Origin of the sequence: Jutongia huaianensis, from assembly GCF_014384985.1 — a bacterium.
GTDB classification, from domain to species: Bacteria; Bacillota; Clostridia; order Lachnospirales; family Lachnospiraceae; genus Jutongia; species Jutongia huaianensis.
This window is the reverse complement of sequence record NZ_JACRSX010000008.1, coordinates 43,118-64,545: the sequence shown is the minus strand read 5'-3', so window position 1 is coordinate 64,545 and position 21,428 is coordinate 43,118. Positions and strand designations below refer to the sequence as shown.

Here is a 21,428-nt window from a genome sequence, read left to right as displayed (position 1 = left end):
TCCTAGCTCCTTAATACAATTTCTTTCTCCTCAAGGGCACGGACAATCTTATCCATGGCCTTGTTTACCTCCTCGTCCTTCAGGGTACGGTCCGGTGCACGGAATACGATCTTATATGCCATAGACTTATACCCCTGGGTAAGCTGGGCTCCCTCATAGATATCAAAGAGTGTCACTGACTCGATCAGCTTGCCGCCCTTTGTACGGATGGTTTCCTCAATATCCCCAGCCAATACTTCCTTCTTCATGGTCAGACTGATATCTCTCGTCATAGCAGGGAATTTCGGAATACCTACATACTTCACATCAAAGCTTGCCAGCTCAGAAAGCTGCTTCATATTGACAACCGCAATATATGCCTTCTGTCCGATGGAGAAGTTGTCAAGCACCTCCGGATGGATCTCACCGAGATATGCAACCTCACATCCCTCATAGATCACCTTCGCCTGACGCCCCGGATGCAGGAAGCTCTTCCCTGCCTGTGGATCATATTTTGCTGCCTTCTTCAGTCCCATGCGCTGCATCAGACTTTCTACAACACCTTTCATGGTAAAGAAATCTCCCTCACCGTACATACCAAGTGTCAGCTGCATCTGCTCCTCCGGAAGCTCGGTAAGCGGCAGACTCTTTGGAAGATATACATTTGCCAGCTCGTAAAGACGGACATTCTGGTTTCGGCGGTTATAGTTTGTTGCAAGAGAGGTCAGCATACCACCAATGGCTGACGTCCGCATAACACTGTAGTCCTCTCCCAGTGGATTCATAATGGCAATGCTCTTACGCAGCACATCATCTGCCGGCAGAAGAAGCTTGTCATAAACCTTCGGGCTTTCAAAGGAGAAAGTCATTCCCTCCATAAAACCATAGGCTTCCACAATATCTCTTGCCATATTCTCATGCTGCATCTTCTCAGAAAGTCCGCCTGCTGTTGCAGAACCGGACGGAAGTGTCATCGGAATATTGTCGTATCCGAAGAAACGGGCAACCTCCTCAGCCAGATCCGCAAGTCTTTCCAGATCCTGTCTCCAGGTTGGCACAAGAACTTCCTTTTTCTCACGATCTACTGTCAGATCCAGCTTCTTAAAATATGCCACCATGGTATCCTCATCAATATCAGTACCAAGAAGGGCATTGATCTTCTCTACATTATATGTGATAGTGATCGGTTCTTTCTTAACCGGATATACGTCCACAGCACCACCGACAACTTCACCGGCACCCAGCTCCTCGATGAGCTGGCAGGCACGGTTCATGGCATCGATCGCATTGTTCGGATCAAGTCCCTTCTCAAACTTTGCCTGCGCATCGGTACGCATACCAAGCTTCTTGCCGGATTTACGGATATTGGTTCCGTCAAAGGTTGCAGCCTCGAAAAGCATAGTAGTCACATCATCCGTGATCTTAGAGTTTTCTCCACCCATAATACCGGCAACACCTACCGGCTTCTCCCCGTCACAGATCACCAGCATGGTATCGTCAAGAACTCTCTCCTGACCATCCAGTGTCATAAACGGCTCATCCTTGTGTGCTTTTCTTACGATAATCTTATGATCTGCCAGTTTGTCCAGATCATACGCATGCATTGGCTGTGCATACTCCTCCATTACATAGTTCGTGATATCTACAATATTATTGATCGGACGAATGCCAACCGAAGCAAGACGACGCTGCATCCACTCCGGGGACGGAGCGAGCTTGATATTTTTTACGACTCTTGCCACATAACGGGAGCAAAGCTCCGGTGCCTGTACTTCTACTGATACATAATCATTGACATTCTCGCCGTTACCTGTCTCTGTCACCTCCGGAAGCACCAGATCCTTTCGGAAGGTTGCAGCTACCTCTCTGGCAATACCAATCTGTCCAAAACAGTCTACACGGTTGGAAGTCACCTCATACTCAAATACCACATCATGAAGTCCCAGAAGCTCTACCGCATCTGCCCCGATCGGTGCATCTGCATATTCCGGATTATCACTGAGAATATAGATTCCATCCTCGGCTGCATCCGGATACATATCCGTATTAGACCCCAGCTCATCAATGGAACACATCATCCCAAAGGAATCAACTCCTCTGAGCTTTCCTTTTTTAATCTTGAAACCATTCTCTGACTCGCCATCCTTGTGGCTGCTGGCTACATGACCGCCATCCAGTACAACCGGCACCTTATCTCCCTCTTTGACATTTGGAGCACCTGTTACGATCTGTACCTCTGTGCCTGCCTCATCGATCTGTACCTGACAGATCACCAGCTTATCTGCATCCGGATGCTTTTCGATCTTATTGATCTTACCAACCACGATCTTATCCAGATTCTTATCTAACTCTGTATATCCCTCAACCTTTGTACCGGACAATGTCATTGCATCCATATATTCCTGTGCCGTACAATCCAGATCCGGCACATACGCCTTTGTCCATGATATTGAACTATTCATGTTATTTTCTTCCTTTCTTCTATTTAGAACTGTTTTAAGAATCTTGTATCATTTTCGTATAATAATCTCATATCATCAATCTCGTACTTGAACAATGCAATTCGCTCCAGTCCGACACCAAATGCAAATCCGGTATATTCCTCCGGATCAATGCCGCTCATCTCCAGCACATGCGGATGAACCATACCACAGCCGAGAATCTCAACCCAGCCTTCGCCCTTACAGAAACGGCAGCCCTTTCCGCCGCATTTAAAACAGGTAACATCCATCTCGGCACTCGGCTCTGTAAACTGGAAGTGATGCGGACGGAATTTTACCTTTGTATCTTCTCCGAACAAACGCTTTGCAAACTCCTGCAGCGTTCCCTTCAGGTCGGAAAATGTTATATTTTTGTCTACCACAAGACCCTCGATCTGATGGAAAGTCGGAGAATGTGTCGCATCCACCTCATCGGAACGGAAAACTCGTCCCGGTGCGATCATACGGATCGGCAGTCTGCCCTTCTCCATCTCGTGAACCTGTACGGAAGAGGTCTGGGTACGAAGAAGAATATCCTGTGTAATATAGAAGGTATCCTGCTCATCCTTTGCCGGATGGTCTGCCGGAATGTTCAAAGCCTCAAAGTTATAATAATCTCTCTCGATCTCCGGACCCTCTACAACCTCATAGCCCATACCGATAAAGATGTTCTCTACTTCTTCCAGGGTCATGGTGTTTGGATGACGATGTCCCTCCGGAATACGCTGTCCCGGTAATGTTACATCAATTGTCTCCGCTTTCATCTTTTCCTCACGGAGTGCCTGCTCAAAGGCTTTCTTTTTCTCCTCCAGATGCTCCTCAATCTTACTGCGGGCATCATTTACCATCTGTCCAACCTTCGGGCGATCCTCCGGAGCTACATCCTTCATTGACTTGAGAATGGATGTCAACTCACCCTTCTTTCCCAAAAATGACACCTTGATCTCATTAAGTTTATCCAGCTTGTCAGAGGAATCAATCTGTGCCATTGCTTCATCCATGATCTGTTTTAACCTGTCTTTCATCACTAACCTCCGATTATTTAAATAGATTTTTGAAAGGAGTCTTTCTATGATCAACTAAAAACAAAAGGTTTCTTAAGATCAAAAAAACTCCCTGCATCGCAAGGAGCTTGAAATTGGTATCCCGGCTTCCTCCCGACACAATGTCAGGGACGGAATCTACCGCGGTACCACCCTGTTTCTTATGTAAGCTGTGATACACTGACAACTACAATCCAATCAATGGAGCTTCATCATCCTCCGGTATCATCACATAAACACTTCATTGCACGTAACGTGTGCGAATCGTCAGACAATACTAAATAGATCATCACCAAAATATTATAACAATAAATAGGACTATCTGTCTCTCTTTCCTGTCTGCAGCTCACGCGGGAAATTCGATCACACCGGGAACGTAAAGATGCTTTCAGCCGATGGCATCCTCTCTCTGACCGGATCGATGTTCTCTACTAAACGCGATCATCGCCTTTACATTTGGTTGTATGATATCATACTTTCTAATCTTTGACAAGACCTAACTTTGAGGCGTTATCGGAAATTCTACTCTCTGCCTCTCCTGCCTGTGCCGGCATCCACCAAAAAATCTGTTTATCATTGCTCCTGCAATACTTTCACAATCTTTTCAAAATGCATAGCATGGGAAGCCTTTACAAGCACCGCATCACCCTTCCGTATTTCCCGGATGCCTGTTTCCAGAAATGCGTCCAGGTCCGCAAAGTAGAGATGACGCCCTGCATAGCCCCCGGTCCGGCTGATCTCCTCAATGCCCTTCTCATAATTCTGTGCCAGAGATCCAATGGAAATGATCAGCGAAATGCCCTTTCTGGCAGCATACTGACCCACTTCATAATGCATCTGTGCTTCCTCATCTCCAAGCTCAAACATGTCTCCCATGATCGCAACGGTCCTGCTGCCCTCCACTTCACTAAGCACGTCGATTCCTGCCTTCATGGAAACCGGATTGGCATTATAGCAGTCATCCATAATGGTCATATCATCGGTCTGTATAATGTGGCCATGACCCCCCACCGGCTCATAGGACTCGATTCCTGCCTTGATCTGCTCCAGAGAAAGTCCCAGTTCACAGCCCACAGCCGCTGCTGCCAGTGCATTGGAGATCATATGACGTCCCGGTGCCGGTACCGTCACAGAGATCTCTCCCTTCGGGGTATGCAGCATAAACCGGCTACCTGCCAGGCCAAGACTCTCGCAGTTTTGTGCATAAACAGACAGCTTGGCACCTTCCTTTGTCTGATCCAACTTACCCCCATCCGGCAGTCCATAAAATACCGGCGCACTGATACGTTCGTCCTGATCCAATGTGCACAGCTTGTCATCATTTCCGTTTAATACAGCCTTCCCCTCCGGTTTCAGATAAGTAAATATCTCCGTTTTCGCTTTCAGGATACCATCACGGGTTCCGAGATTTTCCAGATGACACTGACCAATGTTGGTGATCACACAGATATCCGGCTTTGCCACCTTTGCCAGGCGTGTCATCTCACCAAAATCACTAATGCCCATTTCCAGAACAGCAGCCTGATGATGCTCCCGGATCCGGAAGATCGTCAAAGGCAGACCGATCTCATTATTGAAATTTCCCAATGTTTTTAATGTATCATATTTCTGAGATAATACCGCTGCGATCATTTCCTTGGTGGTAGTCTTTCCCACACTTCCGGTAATACCAATCACCGGAATCGTAAGCCCCGCCCGGTATAACTCTGCCATATCCTTCAATGCCTGTTCGCATGATTCCACCTGAATATATGGTTTTGTTTCATCCTTCGGAGGCTCCGTGGACATACAACAGAGAGCTCCATCCTCATATGCGCCCGGTATAAATGTGTTACCGTCAACCCTTGCTCCCTTGATCGCCACAAACAGACCGTCCTTTTCTACCTGGCGGCTGTCAATGGTAATAGAAGAAAGCTCGGATTCCTTCCGTTCCTCCGGTCCGGTATAAGTTCCCTTTACTGCCTGTGCTACCGCCTCTAACGTCATTCCCTTCATCAATCTCTCCATCTGCAGTCTCTTATAACTGCTCTCCCTTTTTATATTTTTGTGAAACAATGTTTATTTATATTTTTTTAATGCTTCCTGAATAATCTTTTCACAGAGGGTACCATAATCAACGCCTACAGCAAGTGCTTCCTGAGGAAGAAGGCTTGTCGGTGTCATTCCCGGAAGGGTATTGGCCTCCAGACAGTACATTTCGTTCTTTTCATTGAGAAGGAAATCAATCCTTCCATATACTTCCAGTTTAAGCTCACGATATACATCCAGCGCATATCCCTGCATTTCCTTCGTCAGAGCCTCACTAAGCTCTGCCGGACAGACATCCTCTGCCATTCCTGCCTGGTATTTTGTCTTATAATCATAAAACCCTGTCTTTGGAATGATCTCAATAACAGGAAGAGCTTCTCCTGCTACAACACCGGCAGAAAACTCCCTGCCATGGATACATTCCTCCACAACTACCTCATCCTCATAGCGAAATGCCAGTTCCAGAGCATCCTGATACTGTGCCTCATTTTCTGCAAAGCTGACCCCGACACTGGAGCCGCCACAGCAAGGCTTTACAACACATGGGAAACCAAACTCCGATACCACACGTTTTACGGAATCCTTTTCTCCCTTCTTTACTGTAAATCCCTTCGGCGTCGGGATTCCTGCTGCCTGGAACATCTTTTTAGCGACCCCCTTATCCATCGCCATGGCACTTCCCAGATAACCGGAGCCGGTATACCTGATTCCCAGCACATCAAAGGCGGCCTGTACCTTTCCATTCTCTCCCTCTGCTCCGTGAAGTCCCATATATACAATATCTGCCATGCGACAGATCTCAATGACATTTGGTCCAAACAGGCAGTCCGGGTTTTCTGTTCTCATTGCCTTGACCGCCTCCAGATCCGGATCCACGGACTGGATCGTATCAGACATCTGCGTCAGCTGCGGATCTCCCTCAAAAATCCCCTCCAGACTGTCTCCTGTCTTTCCATGTCCCAGAAATATATCTAAGATGACCGCCTGATGACCCTTTTCCCGAAGTGCCTTACACACCTTTGATGCAGAATTGATGGATACATCTCTCTCTGTACTAAGTCCACCGGCTAATACAACTATCTTCATTATAATCACCATGCCTTTCCCCATGCTTTGTTCCTGTTTTTGCTGTTATTATCACAGGAAGCGATTTTCAAACTATTTTTAGTATATAGGACAAAATACGCAATAAATATCCAAAAAATGTCATTCACTTTGCAAATCCTGCTCCTGTGAAAATCCCTCATAAACCATATCAATATACTCCCAGATCTCTTCTCTGCCTTCCTTCGTCATAGATGAGTATGGGATCACCGGCGTTCCCTCCACCACCTGAAGGGTTTCCTTGATCTGCTTGATCTGTTTTGCCTTCTGGGATCGTTTGATCTTATCCGCCTTCGTAGCAATGATAATGGGATTAAATCCATAGTGGGTACACCACTCATACATCTGCAGATCATTCTGGTTTGGCTTATGACGGATATCCACCAGCAAAAAGATCAGGCGCAGTACCTTGGAACCGTCCAGATAACGGTTGATCATTTTGCCCCACTTTTCCACAGTCTGCTGGGATACCTTCGCATAACCGTATCCCGGAAGATCCACAAAGTACAACAGATCATTAATATTATAAAAATTGACGGTCTGGGTTTTTCCCGGCTGGGATGATGTTCTCGCCAGAGACTTCCGGTTCATAAGCCCATTGATCAGCGTAGACTTTCCCACATTGGAACGCCCTGCAAAAGCCACCTCTAATTTATCGTTCTCCGGCATTTTACTGGTAATTCCACATACTGTTTCCAGATTTACTGATTTTATTTTCATTGTAACCCTATATTCCTTTCCCAGCCCATAACTACGGACTGCAAGCACACGATTCTCCACTCTGTTCTATGCAAGAGCCTCCTTTAGGACGTCTTCCACCTTCTGCACATACTTAAGTTCGATTCCATCCAGAATCTCTGCTTCCATCTCATCCACATCACGGCTGTTTTCCTTTGGCACCAGAACCTCCTGAATTCCGGCTTCCTTCGCCGCCAAAAGCTTCTCTTTCAGTCCCCCGATGGGAAGAACACGTCCCCGCAGGGTAACCTCACCGGTCATGGCTACATCCGCCCTGACCGCTTTTTCGGTCACTGCAGAATAGATTGCCGTAGTCATGGTAACACCGGCAGACGGGCCATCCTTTGGTGTTGCTCCCTCCGGCACATGGATATGGATATCATGCTTTTCAAAATAATCTTCGGATACCTGATCCTGTACCAGATATCGTACATATGTCAATGCAATCTTTGCAGATTCCTGCATCACATCTCCAAGCTTCCCTGTCAGCTCCAGCTTACCGGAACCTTTCAGAGACATCACCTCAATCTCCAGAGTTTCTCCTCCGACACTGGTCCAGGCAAGTCCCCGCACAATACCGATCTCCGGCTTTTCATTGGCTGCATTCGGCTTATATACCGGTTTTCCCAGATATTCTTTTACATTTCGGTCCGATATCCGGATCTTCGTCTTGGTATCCTCCTGTGCGATCACCTTCGCTGCCTTCCGGCACAAAGAAGCAATCCGCCGCTCCAGACCACGGACTCCCGCTTCCCTCGTATAACGAAGGATCACTGTCCGAAGTGCCTTGTCTGTAATGGTAAGCTGCTGTTTTGTGATTCCATTCTGCGCAAGCTGTTTTGTCCACAGATGCTCCTTTGCAATATGGAACTTTTCATTCTCCGTATAACCCGGAAGTTCGATCACTTCCATACGATCCAAAAGAGGTCTTGAAATGGTGTCTGTCCCATTTGCGGTACAGATAAAAAATGCTTTGGAAAGATCAAAGGACAGCTCCAGATAATGATCCGAAAAATGCTTGTTCTGTTCAGGATCAAGAATCTCTAACATGGCCGCTGCCGGGTCTCCTCTTCCATCACTGACCATTTTGTCAATCTCATCAAACAGAATTAGAGGATTTTTAACCTTTGCATTTTTTACTGCATTGATCACCCGTCCGGGCATAGCCCCCACATATGTTCTGCGGTGTCCCCGAAGCTCTGCCTCATCCCGGACACCTCCCAGGCAGATTCTCACATACTTTCTACCCAATGCCTTTGCCACCGATTTTGCAATGGAAGTTTTTCCTGTTCCCGGAGGTCCCACCAGACAGATGATCGTGCCGGTTCCATTTTTGTTGAGCTTTTTTACCGCCAGATATTCCAGAATTCGTTCCTTGACCTTTTCCAGACCATAATGATCTGCATCCAGAATCTCCTTCGCATGAGCCACATCTGTATTATCCCTGCTCATCTTTTTCCATGGCATGGCAAGAAGAGTCTCTAAATATCCACGGATCACAGCACTCTCCGAATTATTGGAACTGATCCGTTTATAACGGCTGATCTCTTCTTTGATCTTTTTCTTAACTTTGTCCGTTGCTTTCAATTTGGCAAGCTTCCGTTCAAATTTATCTGCCTCGGATTCTGCGTCGTCCTCTCCCAGTTCCTTATGGATCGCCTTGATCTGCTCCCGAAGATAATACTCCTTCTGATTATCCTCTACCTGCTGCTTTACCATTTCGGAAATGTCTCCCTGCAGACGCAGGATTCCAAGTTCCCGTTCCATCACAATCATCAGTTCTGTGAAGCGATCCTCAATGCGATCCGGCTCAATGATTCCCTGCTTCAGATGATAATGAATCGGAAGATTCGCTGTGATCATATAAATGATCCGGTCCAGATCGATACTTTCACTGACCATATCCTGAAGCTGCTGACCCATTTTCCCCTGACGGTCACAATATTCCCGGAACAGCTGCTTCAACTGCCGGATCATAGCCACGCGCTTCAACTGCTCTGTCGGTTCCCCATGATTGGACAATATATCCGCATTGTTCCAGACATCTTCCTCTTCCTCGGACTCCTGTATATTTGCAAGAATATATCCTTCATCAGTGCTTTCCAGAGACAGCAGATGAGCTCTTTTCTCGCCTTCCAGAACGACCCGGACATATTTATCCGGCATCCGGGCAATCTGTTTTACCTTTGCAATGGTTCCTACTTCAAATAAATTATCCATATTGACATCGCTGCTCTCTGCATCCCGTTTGGCTGCAGTAAACACCATCTGGTCATTTTCCATCGCCGCTTCCATCGCACTGACAGTCTCTGCCTTGGCCACCTCGATATATGCTGTAACCCCTGGCAAAGCCACCACATCCCGCAGTGCCATTAAAGGTTTCTTGATCATAGCAATTTTTGTTTCCTTTCTGCTCGGTCACGTCCCCATGACCTTTTTATTTTTAAAAAGAGGGTGCTCAAAAGCAGCCCTCTCTTTGTTTGGAGGACAAAACACTGGTTTTGCCCTTTTTCATTTACGCAATCTCATCCTTCGCATTGCTGTCGGAGGAAATTTCTCTTCGTTCATCATTTTTGGTAACAAGGATCGGCTCCGCCTCTCCCTTTGCTGCTGCCTCGGTGATAATACATTCTACCGCATCCTCATCGGACGGTACCTCATACATCGCATTCATCATAACTGACTCAATGATCGCACGAATACCTCTGGCTCCGGTTCCCCGCTCAATAGCACGTTTTGCGATTGCCTGAATTGCTCCATCCTGGAATGTCAGCTTAACATCATCCAGCTCAAACAGCTTCTTATACTGCTTGGTAATCGCATTCTTTGGTTCCACCAGGATACGCTCCAATGCTTTCTCATCCAAAAGATCCAGTCCTACATTGACCGGCAGACGACCGATCAGCTCCGGAATCAGTCCGAATTTCACAAAATCCTCCGGCAGAACCTGCTTGAACAGCTCACCTACATTCTCATCTTCCTTGTCGGAAATCTCAGAATTAAATCCGATGGATTTCTGTCCGATCCGGGAACCAATGATCTTGTCAAGACCATCAAAAGCTCCTCCGCAGATAAATAAAATATTCGTCGTGTCTAACTGGTAAAACTCCTGATGTGGATGCTTTCTGCCTCCCTGTGGTGGTACACTGGCTACGGTTCCCTCAAGAATCTTTAACAACGCCTGCTGTACACCCTCCCCGGATACATCACGGGTAATGGATACGTTTTCTCCCTTGCGTGTAATTTTATCAATCTCATCAATATATATAATACCGTGCTGCGCACGTTCCATATCATAATCTGCTGCCTGGATGATCTTGAGAAGGATATTCTCTACATCTTCACCTACATAACCAGCCTCTGTCAACGCCGTCGCATCTGCAATGGCAAATGGTACATTGAGAATCTTTGCCAGCGTCTGTGCCAGAAATGTCTTTCCGGAACCCGTCGGTCCCAGCATAATAATATTACTCTTCTGAAGCTCCACATCCATGCTTTTTTCAGACAGCACTCTCTTATAATGATTATAAACAGCGACAGACAATACCTTCTTGGCATCCTCCTGACCAATCACATACTCATCCAGAAATTCTTTCATTTCCTTCGGTTTCAGAAGATTGATTTCTGTTTCATTGTCGTAGGATAAATTGCCACTGTCCAGTTCATCTTCGATAATCTCATTGCACAGATCCACACACTGCTCACAGATATAAACCCCTGGTCCTGCGATCAGCTTTCGTACCTGATCCTGTGTCTTACCACAGAAGGAACATTTCAGTCTGCCTTCGTCTTTCTTTCCTGCCATTCTAATCTCCAATCATATTATAATGTGAGTGAAACCAACAACACTCACCGATATATTTGAATTACTTCGTTGTCACGCAGCTATGCCCGCTTCGTAATTACATGATCCACCAGACCGTAAGCCTTTGCTTCCTCTGCGGTCATATAATTGTCGCGCTCTGTATCTGCAACGATCACATCCAGAGGCTTTCCTGTATTGTCTGCCAGGATCTGATTCAAACGCTCTCTGGTCTTTAATATCTGCTCTGCCACAATACGGATCTCCGTCTCCTGCCCTTTGGCTCCGCCAGACGGTTGATGTATCATAATCTCTGCATTTGGCATAGCATAACGCTTGCCCTTTGCACCGCCTGCCAGCAGAAAAGCTCCCATACTGGCTGCAAGTCCCATACAATATGTGGCCACATCACATTTGATGTAGTTCATGGTGTCATAAATTGCAAACCCTGCACTGACAGAGCCTCCCGGACTGTTGATGTAAAGGCTGATATCTTTGCCCGGATCCTGTGACTCCAGAAACAAAAGCTGTGATACGATCAGGCTTGCAATATCATCATTGACCTCATTGCTCAGAAAAATGATACGATCCTGAAGCAGTCTGGAATAAATATCATAAGAACGCTCTCCACTGCTTGTTTTCTCTATGACGTACGGTATACTGTAACTCATTGCTACACCCTCCTAACTTTTTGTTCAAAAATGGCAAAACCAGCGTTTTGCCCTCCAAGAATTGCTTTGCAATTCTCGTTGGCTTTACTCTGCGCTACGAGCATTTTCCTATGCCCTAAAAAACGCCAGCCCTGCCTGTCAGATCGACAGGACAGCGGCTGACGCCGAAATACATGATTTATTTCTCAACTGCAGCGTCAACAACAAGTTCAACTGCCTTCTGTACAGCCAGATCAAGTGCAATCTGCTTTTTCTCTTCTTCGCCAACCAGCTCTTTTAACTTGTCTGCTTCCATCTGATACATCTCAGCCATCTTCTCAAGCTCTTTCTCCAGATCCTCATCAGATGTCTCAATATTCTCTGCAGCAACGACTGCCTCAAGAACAAGACGGCTCTGGATACGCTTTAATGCCTGTGGCTGCAGCTCGTTTGTCAGACTCTCCGGTGTCATACCTGTAAACTGCATATACTGCTGCAGAGACAGCCCCTGAGACTGGATACGCTGACTAAACTCCTGTACCATCTGACGAACCTGTGTATCTACCATAGGATCAGGAATCTCCATTGTGGCATTCTCAATGATCTTACCAACAACATCCTCTTCCTTCTCTCTCTTCAGAGCTGCTTCCTTATTTTCAAGAAGCTTCTTCTTCAGATCCTCTTTATACTCATCAACGGTATCAAACTCGGATACATCCTGTGCAAAATCATCATCAAGCTCAGGAAGCTCTTTTACTTTGATCTCCTTGATGGTTACCTTGAATACAGCCGGCTTGCCCTGCAGCTCCTCTGCCTGATACTGCTCCGGGAATGTTACATTAACCTCTGTCTCCTCACCAATGTTCTTTCCAATGAGCTGCTCCTCAAAGTTATCAATGAAAGAATGAGAACCGATGGTCAGAGGATAATTTTCACCCTTTCCGCCTTCAAACGGCTCACCGTCTACAAATCCCTCGAAGTCGATGGTTGTAATGTCACCATCCTGAACTGCTCTGTCCTCAACAGTGATCATTCTGGAATTGCTCTCGCGAACCTTATCGATCTCTGCCTGAAGCTCCTCATCTGTTACCTCAGCGGTTTTCTTCTCTACTTCAATCCCCTTATAATCACCAAGTGTTACCTCCGGCTTTACAGCAACTGTTGCTGTAAAAATGAAAGGCTTTCCCTTCTCGATCTGTGTTACGTCAATAGAAGGCTGTGCTACGATCTCAAGCTCACTCTCCTTTGCAGCAGACTCATATGCACCCGGGATCAGGTCATTGGCAGCATCCTCGTAAAATACGCCTGTACCATACATTTTCTCGATCATCGCACGAGGTGCTTTTCCCTTACGAAAACCCGGAAGGGAAATCTTATTTTTATTTTTCTTGTATGCTTTATCTAAGGCAGTCTCGAACTCCTCTGCACTCACCTCAATTGTAAGCTTTGCCATACTCTTCTCTAATGTTTCTACCTGTACACTCATTTTATAATTTCCTCCTTAATATTTCACGGCCTGCATGCCGCAATTAACCATTGATATACTATAGCATGAATAATTCCACAATAGCAAGTCTTTTTCACAAATTTATGGGATTACATGTCCCTTTTTGTACAATACTCTGACAACCTGATCGACATATTTCTCGCAGAGAGCTTCTGTTTCTGCTTCAACCATCACACGGATCACCGGCTCGGTTCCGCTTTCACGGATCAGAATACGACCGTTCTGTCCAAGTGCCTTTGCTACCTCCTCCGTGGCTGCCACCACATCCGGATCGTTCTTGGCAGCCGGCTTATCTCCAACCCGGACATTCTTCAAAAGCTGTGGATATATCGTCAGCCCCTTACGAAGCTCAGAAAGCTTCTGTTTCTTTTCCAGCATGACCTCCATCAGCATCAGGGAAGTCAGAACACCGTCTCCTGTCACTGCATATTTGCTGAAAATAATGTGACCGGACTGTTCTCCTCCGAGAGAATGGCCATACTGCATCATATTGGCATTGACATATTTATCTCCTACTGAAGTCTTCTCATAGGAAATTCCTACTTTATCAAAGGCTTTATATAATCCGAGATTGGACATGATCGTTGTCACAACGGTATTATTATTTAACTCTCCCTTATCCTTCAGATAGCATCCACACAGATACAGGATACAGTCTCCGTCAATAACCTGCCCCTTGTCGTCCACCGCCAGACAACGGTCAGCATCACCATCATAAGCAAAACCGATATCAAGATCATTGTCAATGACAAATTTCTGAAGATTCTCAATATGCGTAGAACCACAGTTATCATTGATATTGGTTCCGTCCGGCTCCATACCGATCGCATATGTCTTTGCTCCCAAAGCATCAAAAACCCCCTTGGCAACAGAATAGGAAGATCCGTTTGCACAGTCCAGGCCAACCCGGACATTTTTGAAGGAACGGGTTGCAAGAGACATCAGATATCCAATATAGCGGTGTCTGCCGATGGCATAATCAACGGTACGTCCGATTTTTTCACGGGTTGCAAACGGAATCGTATCCTCCGGGCTGTCAATATAAGTTTCGATCTTTTCCTCTACTTCAGCCTCCAGCTTATGCCCATTGCCGTTGATAACTTTCAAGCCATTGTCATAATACGGATTATGGCTTGCAGAGATCATAATACCACAGTCAAACTGCTCTGTACGCACTACATAGGACACACTGGGCGTTGGCGTAACGTGCAGCAGATAAACATCTGCTCCGCTGGCTGTCAGGCCGGAAGAAAGAGCATCTTCAAACATATAACTGGAACGGCGTGTATCCTTTCCGATCACGATGCGGGCTTTGTGCTCCTGCCCGTAATACCATCCAAGAAAACGTCCGACTTTATATGCATGTACCACATTGAGATCAACATTGGCCTCTCCCCGGAAACCATCTGTACCAAAATACTTCATATCTGATTTCATTCCTTTCCAATATATACATTATCGCGCATTATCGCATTATTTTAATCATATCATATCCATTTTTTGAAATCAATCCTTTTCCATTATACAAAATACACTCTAAAATACGCAAATAATGCGTATTTGCCCAAAAACGCAATTGCCGTGTCACACACGGCATATGTTATGTGAATAATTGGTAAAATAATTATAATGTAAATACAATAGTATTGCATTTTTTAATTTTAGGAGGTAAACAAATGAAAAAGAATCCTGTTCCACTGCAAGCACAAGATTTCGCCCTGCGGCTGTCCAAGCTGCGGGAATCAAAGGAAATCAGTGCCTGCACCATGAGCTATGATCTCGGTCACAGCAGAAGCTATATCAACGGTATTGAGCTCCAGAAATATCTTCCATCTTTTACGGAATTTATCGAAATCTGCAACTATCTTAATGTCACTCCCAACGACCTGTTTCTTCCCACATCAGACTCTCCGCCTCTGGAAATCTCTCCCACCCAGCTTCTGGCGATTCTGCTGCCACTCTGCGACGAATTAAATCCCCGTCAGGTCAGTTATCTGTATTACCTTCTGCGGGACTTTCTCCCCTAACAGATAATATATCTCCTTATTGATTTTACATATTATGAATATTTTTCTTCTTTCGCTGCTGTCATTGTCCAAAGTGACAGCAGTTTTCCCGCTGTGACATTGTTTCAAAACGATATCCCTGTTCTTCAAAAAGTGTGATGACCGCTTCCAGACTGTCTAATGTCGCCTGATTACTTCCGGAATCGTGCATCAGCACAACCGGATCCTTTACCCGGAAAGCGTCCTTCTTTACATTTCTTAGAATGCTGTCTACCGTAGGACTTCCAACCGAATCCTCTGCACTGACATTCCAGTCTGCATATTCCATATTCTGCTCCCCCAGTCTCTGTATGATCTCCTCCTTATAGGAATGGATATAACAGTTTGCACTGCCCCATGGAAAACGCCAGAGCTGCGGTTTATAATCAAATCTCTTTTCCAGCACTTCCCGCACCTTATTTACATCCTCATAATATGCCTGACAGGAAGCGTAAATCTCACAGGATTCATGAGTATATGTATGTACTCCGATCTCATGCCCCTCCTTCAGCTCCCGCTCCACAATTTCCGGCATTTCTTCCACCTGCTGGCCGATCAGAAAAAATGTCGCATGAATCTTATGTTTTTTCAGGATGTCAAGATATTTTTCTGTCAGACTGCTTGGTCCATCATCAAAAGTCAGATAAACCACAGGCTGCCGTTTTGCTCCGGCGGCACTTCCGGATGCAGCTGCTGCTGTATTGGATGTATTTTCCACATTTCTGCCAAGTACCTCCGTATACTGTTTCATCTGTCTCTGCTGAATTCCCAGCATTGCCAGCAGAGTTATCACTACAACCCCCAGAAAGATCACTTCTTTTTTTCTCTTTCCCATATCCTTTTTCCATCCTGATCGAACCTTTCCTTTTACCCTATTCGTGTATTTCGAATTCTATACATGGACTGCCTGAAATCTTTTGCGAACATTTGCGAAAATCTTTAAGTATTTTCTTGATTTCCCCACCGGATTACGATATACTTTAACTACTTAGGTCTGTTTTATGACCAACATTATTACTATATGCCGTAATACGGCGGAATGGAGGACTATATGAAATTTGGTTTTTTTGATGATCCAAATAGGGAGTACGTCATCACCACACCGAAGACGCCACTTCCATGGATCAATTATCTGGGAAGCACAGCTTTTTTCTCGCTGATTTCCAATACCTGCGGAGGATACAGCTTTTATAAGGATGCAAAGCTTCTCCGTCTGACCCGTTATCGTTATAACAATATTCCAAATGACGAGGGCGGACGTTATTATTACATCAAGGAAGGCGATACCGTATGGAATCCCGGCTGGATGCCTGTAAAGACAGAGCTCGATTCCTATGAGTGCCGTCATGGTATGGGATACAGCCGTTTTACCTCTGTCAAGAATGGTCTTGAAGCTTCCCTCCTTGCATTTGTTCCTCTGAATGACAACTGTGAGGTCAACCAGATCAAATTTACAAACAAAACTTCTGAGAAAAAGAGCTTTACTCTGTTCTCATATATTGAATTCTGTCTTTGGAATGCCATGGACGATATGACAAACTATCAGCGTAACCTCAATACCGGTGAAGTCGAAGTGATCGGTTCTGCAATCTATCACAAGACCGAATACCGTGAGCGCCGTAACCATTTCGCTGTTTATTCTGTAAACACTCCTGTTGATGGTTTTGATACAAGCCGTGACGAGTTTCTCGGTGCTTATCGTGGCGTGACAGACCCTCAGGTCGTTGAGGAGGGCAAGTCCCACGATTCCATCACCAGTGGATGGTATCCGATCGGATCTCATCAGATCAATGTAGAGCTTGAGCCGGGTGAGACTAAGAGCTTCATCTTCGTTCTGGGTTACTGTGAGAATCCAAAGGATGAGAAGTTTACCGCACCGAACGTGATCAATAAGAAGCCTGCTGATGAGCTTCTTGCCAAATACCAGACAGACGAGCAGGTAGATGCCGCTCTTGCTGCATTAAAAGCAAACTGGGAGGATCTCCTTTCCAAGTTTACCGTGAAGTCTGATGAAGAAAAGCTTGACCGTATGGTTAATATCTGGAATCAGTACCAGTGTATGGTTACCTTCAATATGTCCCGTTCCGCTTCTTATTACGAGTCAGGAATCGGCCGTGGTATGGGATTCCGTGATTCCTGTCAGGATCTTCTCGGATTCGTACATCTGATCCCGGAGCGTGCCCGTGAAAGAATCATTGATATCGCTTCTACCCAGTTCCCGGATGGTAGTGCATATCATCAGTATCAGCCACTCACTAAGAAAGGAAACGCTGATATCGGTTCCGGCTTCAATGATGATCCAATGTGGCTGGTTGCCTGCGTATCCGCTTATATCCGCGAGACAGGTGATACCACGATCCTTGATGAGATGGTTCCGTTTGATAATGACGAGTCCACTGCTGTTCCACTTCTGGAGCATTTAAAGAGATCCTTCGATTACATTGTAAATCACAAAGGACCTCATAAGCTTCCTTTGATCGGACGTGCTGACTGGAACGACTGTCTGAACTTAAACTGCTTCTCTGAGCAGCCGGGTGAGTCCTTCCAGACATTTGGTCCTAGTGAGGGACCTGTGGCAGAGTCTGTATTCATCGCAGGAATGTTTGTAAAATACGGCAAAGAGTACGCAGATCTCTGCGAATTCATCGGCAAGCAGGACGAGGCTGACCGTGCCCGCAGCGAGGTTTCCGCTATGAATGATGCGATCCTCAAGGACGGCTGGGACGGCGACTGGTTCGTACGTGCTTACGATGCATATGGACATAAGGTTGGTTCTAAGGAATGCGAAGAGGGTCAGATCTACATTGAGCCACAGGGCTTCTGTGTACTGGCCGGTGTCGGTGTTGAGTCCGGTGAAGCAAAAAAAGCCCTCGATTCCGTAAAAGAGAAGCTGGATTCCAAGTATGGTATCGTACTTCTGCAGCCTCCATATACCAAATATCATGTTGAACTTGGCGAGATTTCTTCTTATCCACCTGGATATAAAGAGAATGCCGGTATCTTCTGCCACAATAACCCTTGGGTTTCCTGCGCAGAGACTGTAATCGGTCGTGGTAACCGTGCTTTTGAGATCTATCGCAAGACATGCCCTGCTTACATTGAGGACATCAGCGAGATCCATTGCACAGAACCTTATGTATATTCCCAGATGATCGCCGGTAAGGATGCCCATTTCTTTGGTCAGGCAAAGAACAGCTGGCTGACAGGTACTGCTGCATGGACATTCGTCAATGTATCCCAGTACATCCTCGGTGTTGTTCCTACCTTGAAGGGTCTGAGCATTGATCCTTGTATCCCTGCTGAGATGGGTACTAAGTTCACAATGACCAGAAAATACCGTGAGGGCGTTTACAACATTACCGTTGAGAACGACAATAAGGTAGAGAAGGGCGTTGCAAAGCTGATCGTAGACGGCAAAGAGCTTACAGGAACAACTGTTGTTCCTTACGAGAAGGGCAAAACAGAATACAATGTAACGGTCGTTATGGGCTAAATCATAGCTACTGGAAAACGCTATAATATTGATACAAATACCGAAAGGGCTGCTGGTTCTATCAAAGAACCAGCAGCCCTTTTATTTTAAAATAATTTTTCAACAAAACGATAATATCAACCTACCGTATCAAACACCGGAAGTGCATCATATATCTCCGATAACGGGGTTCTTGCAAGCTCCGCAGGATCTCCCTCAAAAGCCTGCGATTTTCTTTTCCCCTGCTTTTCTTCCTCCTCCGCTTCCTTTCTGGTGTCCGGAAGACGACGATAACGTGCCGTTTTACGAAATTCCTGATAAGCCTCCTGATAAGTTGCAATAATCGCATCCCGGTCCGGATCCTTCTCTGAAACATGGGTAATGGCATTCTCTACCACTTCCCGGACCTCCTGCTTGGACTTGCATTTCTTCATCTGCTGCTCCAGCCACTGTCTCTTTTGCTCCATACGCCGTGCTTTCTGATATGCCATCGGATCATTTACCCGCAGATATGCCAATTCCTGTGAACTTAGCTTTTTTCCACTTTCAATCTTAGCAAGAATATTCTGATGATACCTTTCCCGCTCCTGCTCTGACATTCCCGGCTCCGGATCTGAAAACCGGGCAAGCTGTTCTTTAATCACCTGATTGGCATTCATGTTTTCTTCTTTCCTTACAGATGCATTCATTCCATTTCCTCCATCAATCTGAATATCTTTTTCTGGTTCTGACTCCGTGATATGTCTCCGGAATCATTTCTGGTGAATGCCATCCATTGCCTTCCCGATATGTATATCGGCATTTTATTTTCTTTGATAAATTGTAAAATGATACTCCAGATCATAATAGGTCTGTTCGTCAGAAATATGTGTCATCTCCCACTCCGGGTCCTCATCCAGATTCGGGAAATGTGTATCCGCCTCATAAGCATAATCAATCTTCGTAATGTACGCCTTATCACAGTAAGGAAGAAACTGACGGTATATCTGTTCTCCTCCGATAATATAAATCTGTTCCTCCGGAAACCGGCGAAGCTCCTCTAAAGCCTCCTCGACACTGTGTACGATCACTCCGTCAGAATAACGATAGTCACTCCGATTAGTCAAAATTACATTCTTACGTCCCTTGAGGGTTGTGCCGCCGGGAAGACCTTCCATCGTTTTTCTCCCTCCCAGGATCACTCCTCCCATGGTCAGCTCCTGAAACTGTTTTTTGTCCTGAGGGATGCTTACCAGAAGCTCTCCCTTATTTCCAATGGCCCAATTGCTGTCTACCGCCGCGATCAACTGCATTACCATTCCTCCTGTTTCTTCTTTTCAACAAACAAGTATTCATACTCTCTCGGAATCTCTGCCTTAATATAGATTCCTTCATTCCGGTAATCCTCTTCGAGAATCTTTCCAATGCTTCGGATCTGGCTTACCACAGATCCCTCTGCATAAGAAAACGTCTTTTCCACCACGAGCTTTCCTTCTCTCGCCACCTTGGATACTGTGTGAAGAAGCTCTTCCAGGCCCTCTCCGGTTTTGGCAGAAATCCGTACGGTTTCATCCGCATTCAGATCCTTGAGTACCCCGGCATCATCCCGCAGATCAATCTTATTAAATGCCGTGATCACCTTTTTGTCACCAACCTTCAGACGACGCAGCGTCTCATATACTGTAAACATCTGTGCATCCATATCCGGATTGGCACAATCCACCACATGCAGGATCATATCCGCATATTTGGCCTCCTCCAGCGTACTGCGGAATGCCTGTATCAAATGATGAGGAAGCTTTCGGATAAAGCCTACCGTATCCGTAAAAAGGAATTCTTCTCCCTCCTGTGTGGTCAATTTTCTGGTGGTAGGATCCAGCGTGGCAAACAGCTTATCCTGCGATAGAACACCTGCTCCGGTGAGATAATTCAGCAAAGTGGACTTACCGGCATTGGTATATCCCACAATAGCAATTACAGGAATCGGATTTTCCTGACGTTTTTTGCGTGTCAAAGTCCTTGTTCTCGTCACCTGCTCCAATTCCTTCTTCAACTGGGAAATACGGTTACGGATCAGACGTCTGTCCTGTTCCAGCTTCTGCTCTCCCGGTCCTCTGGTACCAATACCGCCGCCGAGTCTGGATAATTCTGTCCGCTCTCCGATCAAATGGGAGGAGCGATATCGAAGCTGCGCCAGTTCTACCTGTAATTTGCCCTCGTTGGTGGTTGCATGCTTTGCGAAGATATCGAGAATCATCACGGTTCTGTCAATCACCTTCACATCCAAGGCATCCGACAGATTCCGAAGCTGCGCAGGACTCAGCTCATCATCGCAGACCACAGTATCTGCATTGCACTGGCTTACCAGTGCTGCCACCTCTTCAATCTTTCCTTTACCAATATAGGTTCCCGGATGCATACGTTCCCGTTTCTGGATCACCATCCCCACAGTAACAGCCCCTGCTGTCTGACCAAGCTCCTCCAGCTCTTCCAGAGACTGCTTTGTATCATCTCCCTCCGCTGTCTCTACGCCTACCAGTATGATCCTTTCCTGCCGCTCTTCCGTGTCAAACAACTTTTCTGCCATAATGGTTTCCTTTC

Annotated in this window: 16 protein-coding genes; 2 read left to right on the top strand and 14 right to left on the bottom strand. The window is 46.0% G+C overall.

Annotated elements, in window-relative coordinates; genetic code table 11:
* Positions 1-2: 2 nt before the first annotated feature.
* The 10 genes from pheT to glmM form a co-directional block, all read right to left on the bottom strand.
* The gene (gene pheT, locus H8704_RS07825; RefSeq protein WP_249297886.1) at positions 3-2,441 is read right to left on the bottom strand and encodes a phenylalanine--tRNA ligase subunit beta; all 2,439 of its coding nucleotides are present in this window, start codon (positions 2,439-2,441) and stop codon (positions 3-5) included.
* A 23-nt stretch (positions 2,442-2,464) separates the two neighbouring features.
* On the bottom strand, positions 2,465-3,484 hold the full coding sequence (pheS, locus tag H8704_RS07820; protein ID WP_249297885.1) for a phenylalanine--tRNA ligase subunit alpha: 1,020 nt from the start codon (positions 3,482-3,484) through the stop codon (positions 2,465-2,467).
* 591 nt (positions 3,485-4,075) lie between these two features.
* The gene (locus H8704_RS07815; RefSeq protein WP_249297917.1) at positions 4,076-5,497 is read right to left on the bottom strand and encodes a UDP-N-acetylmuramoyl-tripeptide--D-alanyl-D-alanine ligase; all 1,422 of its coding nucleotides are present in this window, start codon (positions 5,495-5,497) and stop codon (positions 4,076-4,078) included.
* Positions 5,498-5,560: 63 nt separating this feature from the next.
* Entirely contained in the window at positions 5,561-6,616 is a 1,056-nt protein-coding gene (locus H8704_RS07810; RefSeq protein ID WP_249297884.1) for a D-alanine--D-alanine ligase family protein, read from the bottom strand.
* A gap of 120 nt (positions 6,617-6,736) precedes the next feature.
* Positions 6,737-7,354: a ribosome biogenesis GTP-binding protein YihA/YsxC gene (gene yihA, locus H8704_RS07805; protein WP_118678062.1), complete on the bottom strand. Its 618-nt coding sequence runs from the start codon at positions 7,352-7,354 to the stop codon at positions 6,737-6,739.
* Positions 7,355-7,420: 66 nt separating this feature from the next.
* The gene (lon, locus tag H8704_RS07800; protein ID WP_249297883.1) at positions 7,421-9,763 is read right to left on the bottom strand and encodes an endopeptidase La; all 2,343 of its coding nucleotides are present in this window, start codon (positions 9,761-9,763) and stop codon (positions 7,421-7,423) included.
* Between the two features lie 124 nt (positions 9,764-9,887).
* On the bottom strand, positions 9,888-11,177 hold the full coding sequence (gene clpX, locus H8704_RS07795) for an ATP-dependent Clp protease ATP-binding subunit ClpX (protein ID WP_022465406.1): 1,290 nt from the start codon (positions 11,175-11,177) through the stop codon (positions 9,888-9,890).
* Positions 11,178-11,257: 80 nt separating this feature from the next.
* Positions 11,258-11,845, bottom strand: coding sequence for an ATP-dependent Clp endopeptidase proteolytic subunit ClpP (clpP, locus tag H8704_RS07790; protein WP_022465405.1), 588 nt, complete (start codon positions 11,843-11,845; stop codon positions 11,258-11,260).
* A 178-nt stretch (positions 11,846-12,023) separates the two neighbouring features.
* Positions 12,024-13,310: a trigger factor gene (tig, locus tag H8704_RS07785; RefSeq protein WP_022465404.1), complete on the bottom strand. Its 1,287-nt coding sequence runs from the start codon at positions 13,308-13,310 to the stop codon at positions 12,024-12,026.
* Between the two features lie 102 nt (positions 13,311-13,412).
* Positions 13,413-14,756 (bottom strand): phosphoglucosamine mutase, encoded by a 1,344-nt coding sequence (glmM, locus tag H8704_RS07780; RefSeq protein ID WP_022465403.1) that lies wholly within the window; start codon positions 14,754-14,756, stop codon positions 13,413-13,415.
* Positions 14,757-15,007: 251 nt separating this feature from the next.
* Between glmM and H8704_RS07775 the strand changes: the two genes are divergently transcribed.
* Positions 15,008-15,358 (top strand): helix-turn-helix domain-containing protein, encoded by a 351-nt coding sequence (locus tag H8704_RS07775; RefSeq protein ID WP_022465402.1) that lies wholly within the window; start codon positions 15,008-15,010, stop codon positions 15,356-15,358.
* Positions 15,359-15,419: 61 nt separating this feature from the next.
* Here H8704_RS07775 and H8704_RS07770 read toward each other — a convergent pair whose 3' ends face one another.
* Positions 15,420-16,211, bottom strand: coding sequence for a polysaccharide deacetylase family protein (locus H8704_RS07770; protein ID WP_249297882.1), 792 nt, complete (start codon positions 16,209-16,211; stop codon positions 15,420-15,422).
* A gap of 216 nt (positions 16,212-16,427) precedes the next feature.
* Here H8704_RS07770 and H8704_RS07765 point away from each other — a divergent pair, with 216 nt between their 5' ends.
* On the top strand, positions 16,428-18,869 hold the full coding sequence (locus H8704_RS07765) for a GH36-type glycosyl hydrolase domain-containing protein (protein WP_249297881.1): 2,442 nt from the start codon (positions 16,428-16,430) through the stop codon (positions 18,867-18,869).
* Between the two features lie 116 nt (positions 18,870-18,985).
* Here the strand turns inward: H8704_RS07765 and H8704_RS07760 are convergent, their stop codons facing one another.
* The 3 genes from H8704_RS07760 to hflX all read right to left on the bottom strand — a co-directional run bounded on the left by H8704_RS07760 (position 18,986) and on the right by hflX (position 21,414).
* Positions 18,986-19,537 carry a hypothetical protein gene (locus H8704_RS07760; RefSeq protein ID WP_249297880.1) on the bottom strand — a complete coding sequence of 184 codons (552 nt, stop codon included), beginning with the start codon at positions 19,535-19,537 and terminating at the stop codon, positions 18,986-18,988.
* A gap of 114 nt (positions 19,538-19,651) precedes the next feature.
* Positions 19,652-20,140: a dihydrofolate reductase gene (locus tag H8704_RS07755; RefSeq protein ID WP_118678076.1), complete on the bottom strand. Its 489-nt coding sequence runs from the start codon at positions 20,138-20,140 to the stop codon at positions 19,652-19,654.
* Positions 20,140-21,414: a GTPase HflX gene (gene hflX, locus H8704_RS07750; RefSeq protein ID WP_118678078.1), complete on the bottom strand. Its 1,275-nt coding sequence runs from the start codon at positions 21,412-21,414 to the stop codon at positions 20,140-20,142. The genes H8704_RS07755 and hflX overlap by 1 nt, the downstream gene beginning before the upstream one ends.
* Positions 21,415-21,428 lie beyond the last annotated feature (14 nt).

What these genes read in the sequence shown, in the direction of transcription:
- pheT (WP_249297886.1), bottom strand. Translation starts at nt 2,441, where the DNA reads ATGAATAGTTCAATATCATGGACAAAGGCGTATGTGCCGGATCTGGAT.
- H8704_RS07755 (WP_118678076.1), bottom strand. Translation starts at nt 20,140, where the DNA reads ATGCAGTTGATCGCGGCGGTAGACAGCAATTGGGCCATTGGAAATAAG.
- pheS (WP_249297885.1), bottom strand. Translation starts at nt 3,484, where the DNA reads ATGAAAGACAGGTTAAAACAGATCATGGATGAAGCAATGGCACAGATT.
- tig (WP_022465404.1), bottom strand. Translation starts at nt 13,310, where the DNA reads ATGAGTGTACAGGTAGAAACATTAGAGAAGAGTATGGCAAAGCTTACA.
- H8704_RS07765 (WP_249297881.1), top strand. Translation starts at nt 16,428, where the DNA reads ATGAAATTTGGTTTTTTTGATGATCCAAATAGGGAGTACGTCATCACC.
- H8704_RS07760 (WP_249297880.1), bottom strand. Translation starts at nt 19,537, where the DNA reads ATGAATGCATCTGTAAGGAAAGAAGAAAACATGAATGCCAATCAGGTG.
- yihA (WP_118678062.1), bottom strand. Translation starts at nt 7,354, where the DNA reads ATGAAAATAAAATCAGTAAATCTGGAAACAGTATGTGGAATTACCAGT.
- lon (WP_249297883.1), bottom strand. Translation starts at nt 9,763, where the DNA reads ATGATCAAGAAACCTTTAATGGCACTGCGGGATGTGGTGGCTTTGCCA.
- H8704_RS07810 (WP_249297884.1), bottom strand. Translation starts at nt 6,616, where the DNA reads ATGAAGATAGTTGTATTAGCCGGTGGACTTAGTACAGAGAGAGATGTA.
- H8704_RS07770 (WP_249297882.1), bottom strand. Translation starts at nt 16,211, where the DNA reads ATGGGAAAGAGAAAAAAAGAAGTGATCTTTCTGGGGGTTGTAGTGATA.
- clpP (WP_022465405.1), bottom strand. Translation starts at nt 11,845, where the DNA reads ATGAGTTACAGTATACCGTACGTCATAGAGAAAACAAGCAGTGGAGAG.
- H8704_RS07815 (WP_249297917.1), bottom strand. Translation starts at nt 5,497, where the DNA reads ATGAAGGGAATGACGTTAGAGGCGGTAGCACAGGCAGTAAAGGGAACT.
- hflX (WP_118678078.1), bottom strand. Translation starts at nt 21,414, where the DNA reads ATGGCAGAAAAGTTGTTTGACACGGAAGAGCGGCAGGAAAGGATCATA.
- H8704_RS07775 (WP_022465402.1), top strand. Translation starts at nt 15,008, where the DNA reads ATGAAAAAGAATCCTGTTCCACTGCAAGCACAAGATTTCGCCCTGCGG.
- glmM (WP_022465403.1), bottom strand. Translation starts at nt 14,756, where the DNA reads ATGAAGTATTTTGGTACAGATGGTTTCCGGGGAGAGGCCAATGTTGAT.
- clpX (WP_022465406.1), bottom strand. Translation starts at nt 11,177, where the DNA reads ATGGCAGGAAAGAAAGACGAAGGCAGACTGAAATGTTCCTTCTGTGGT.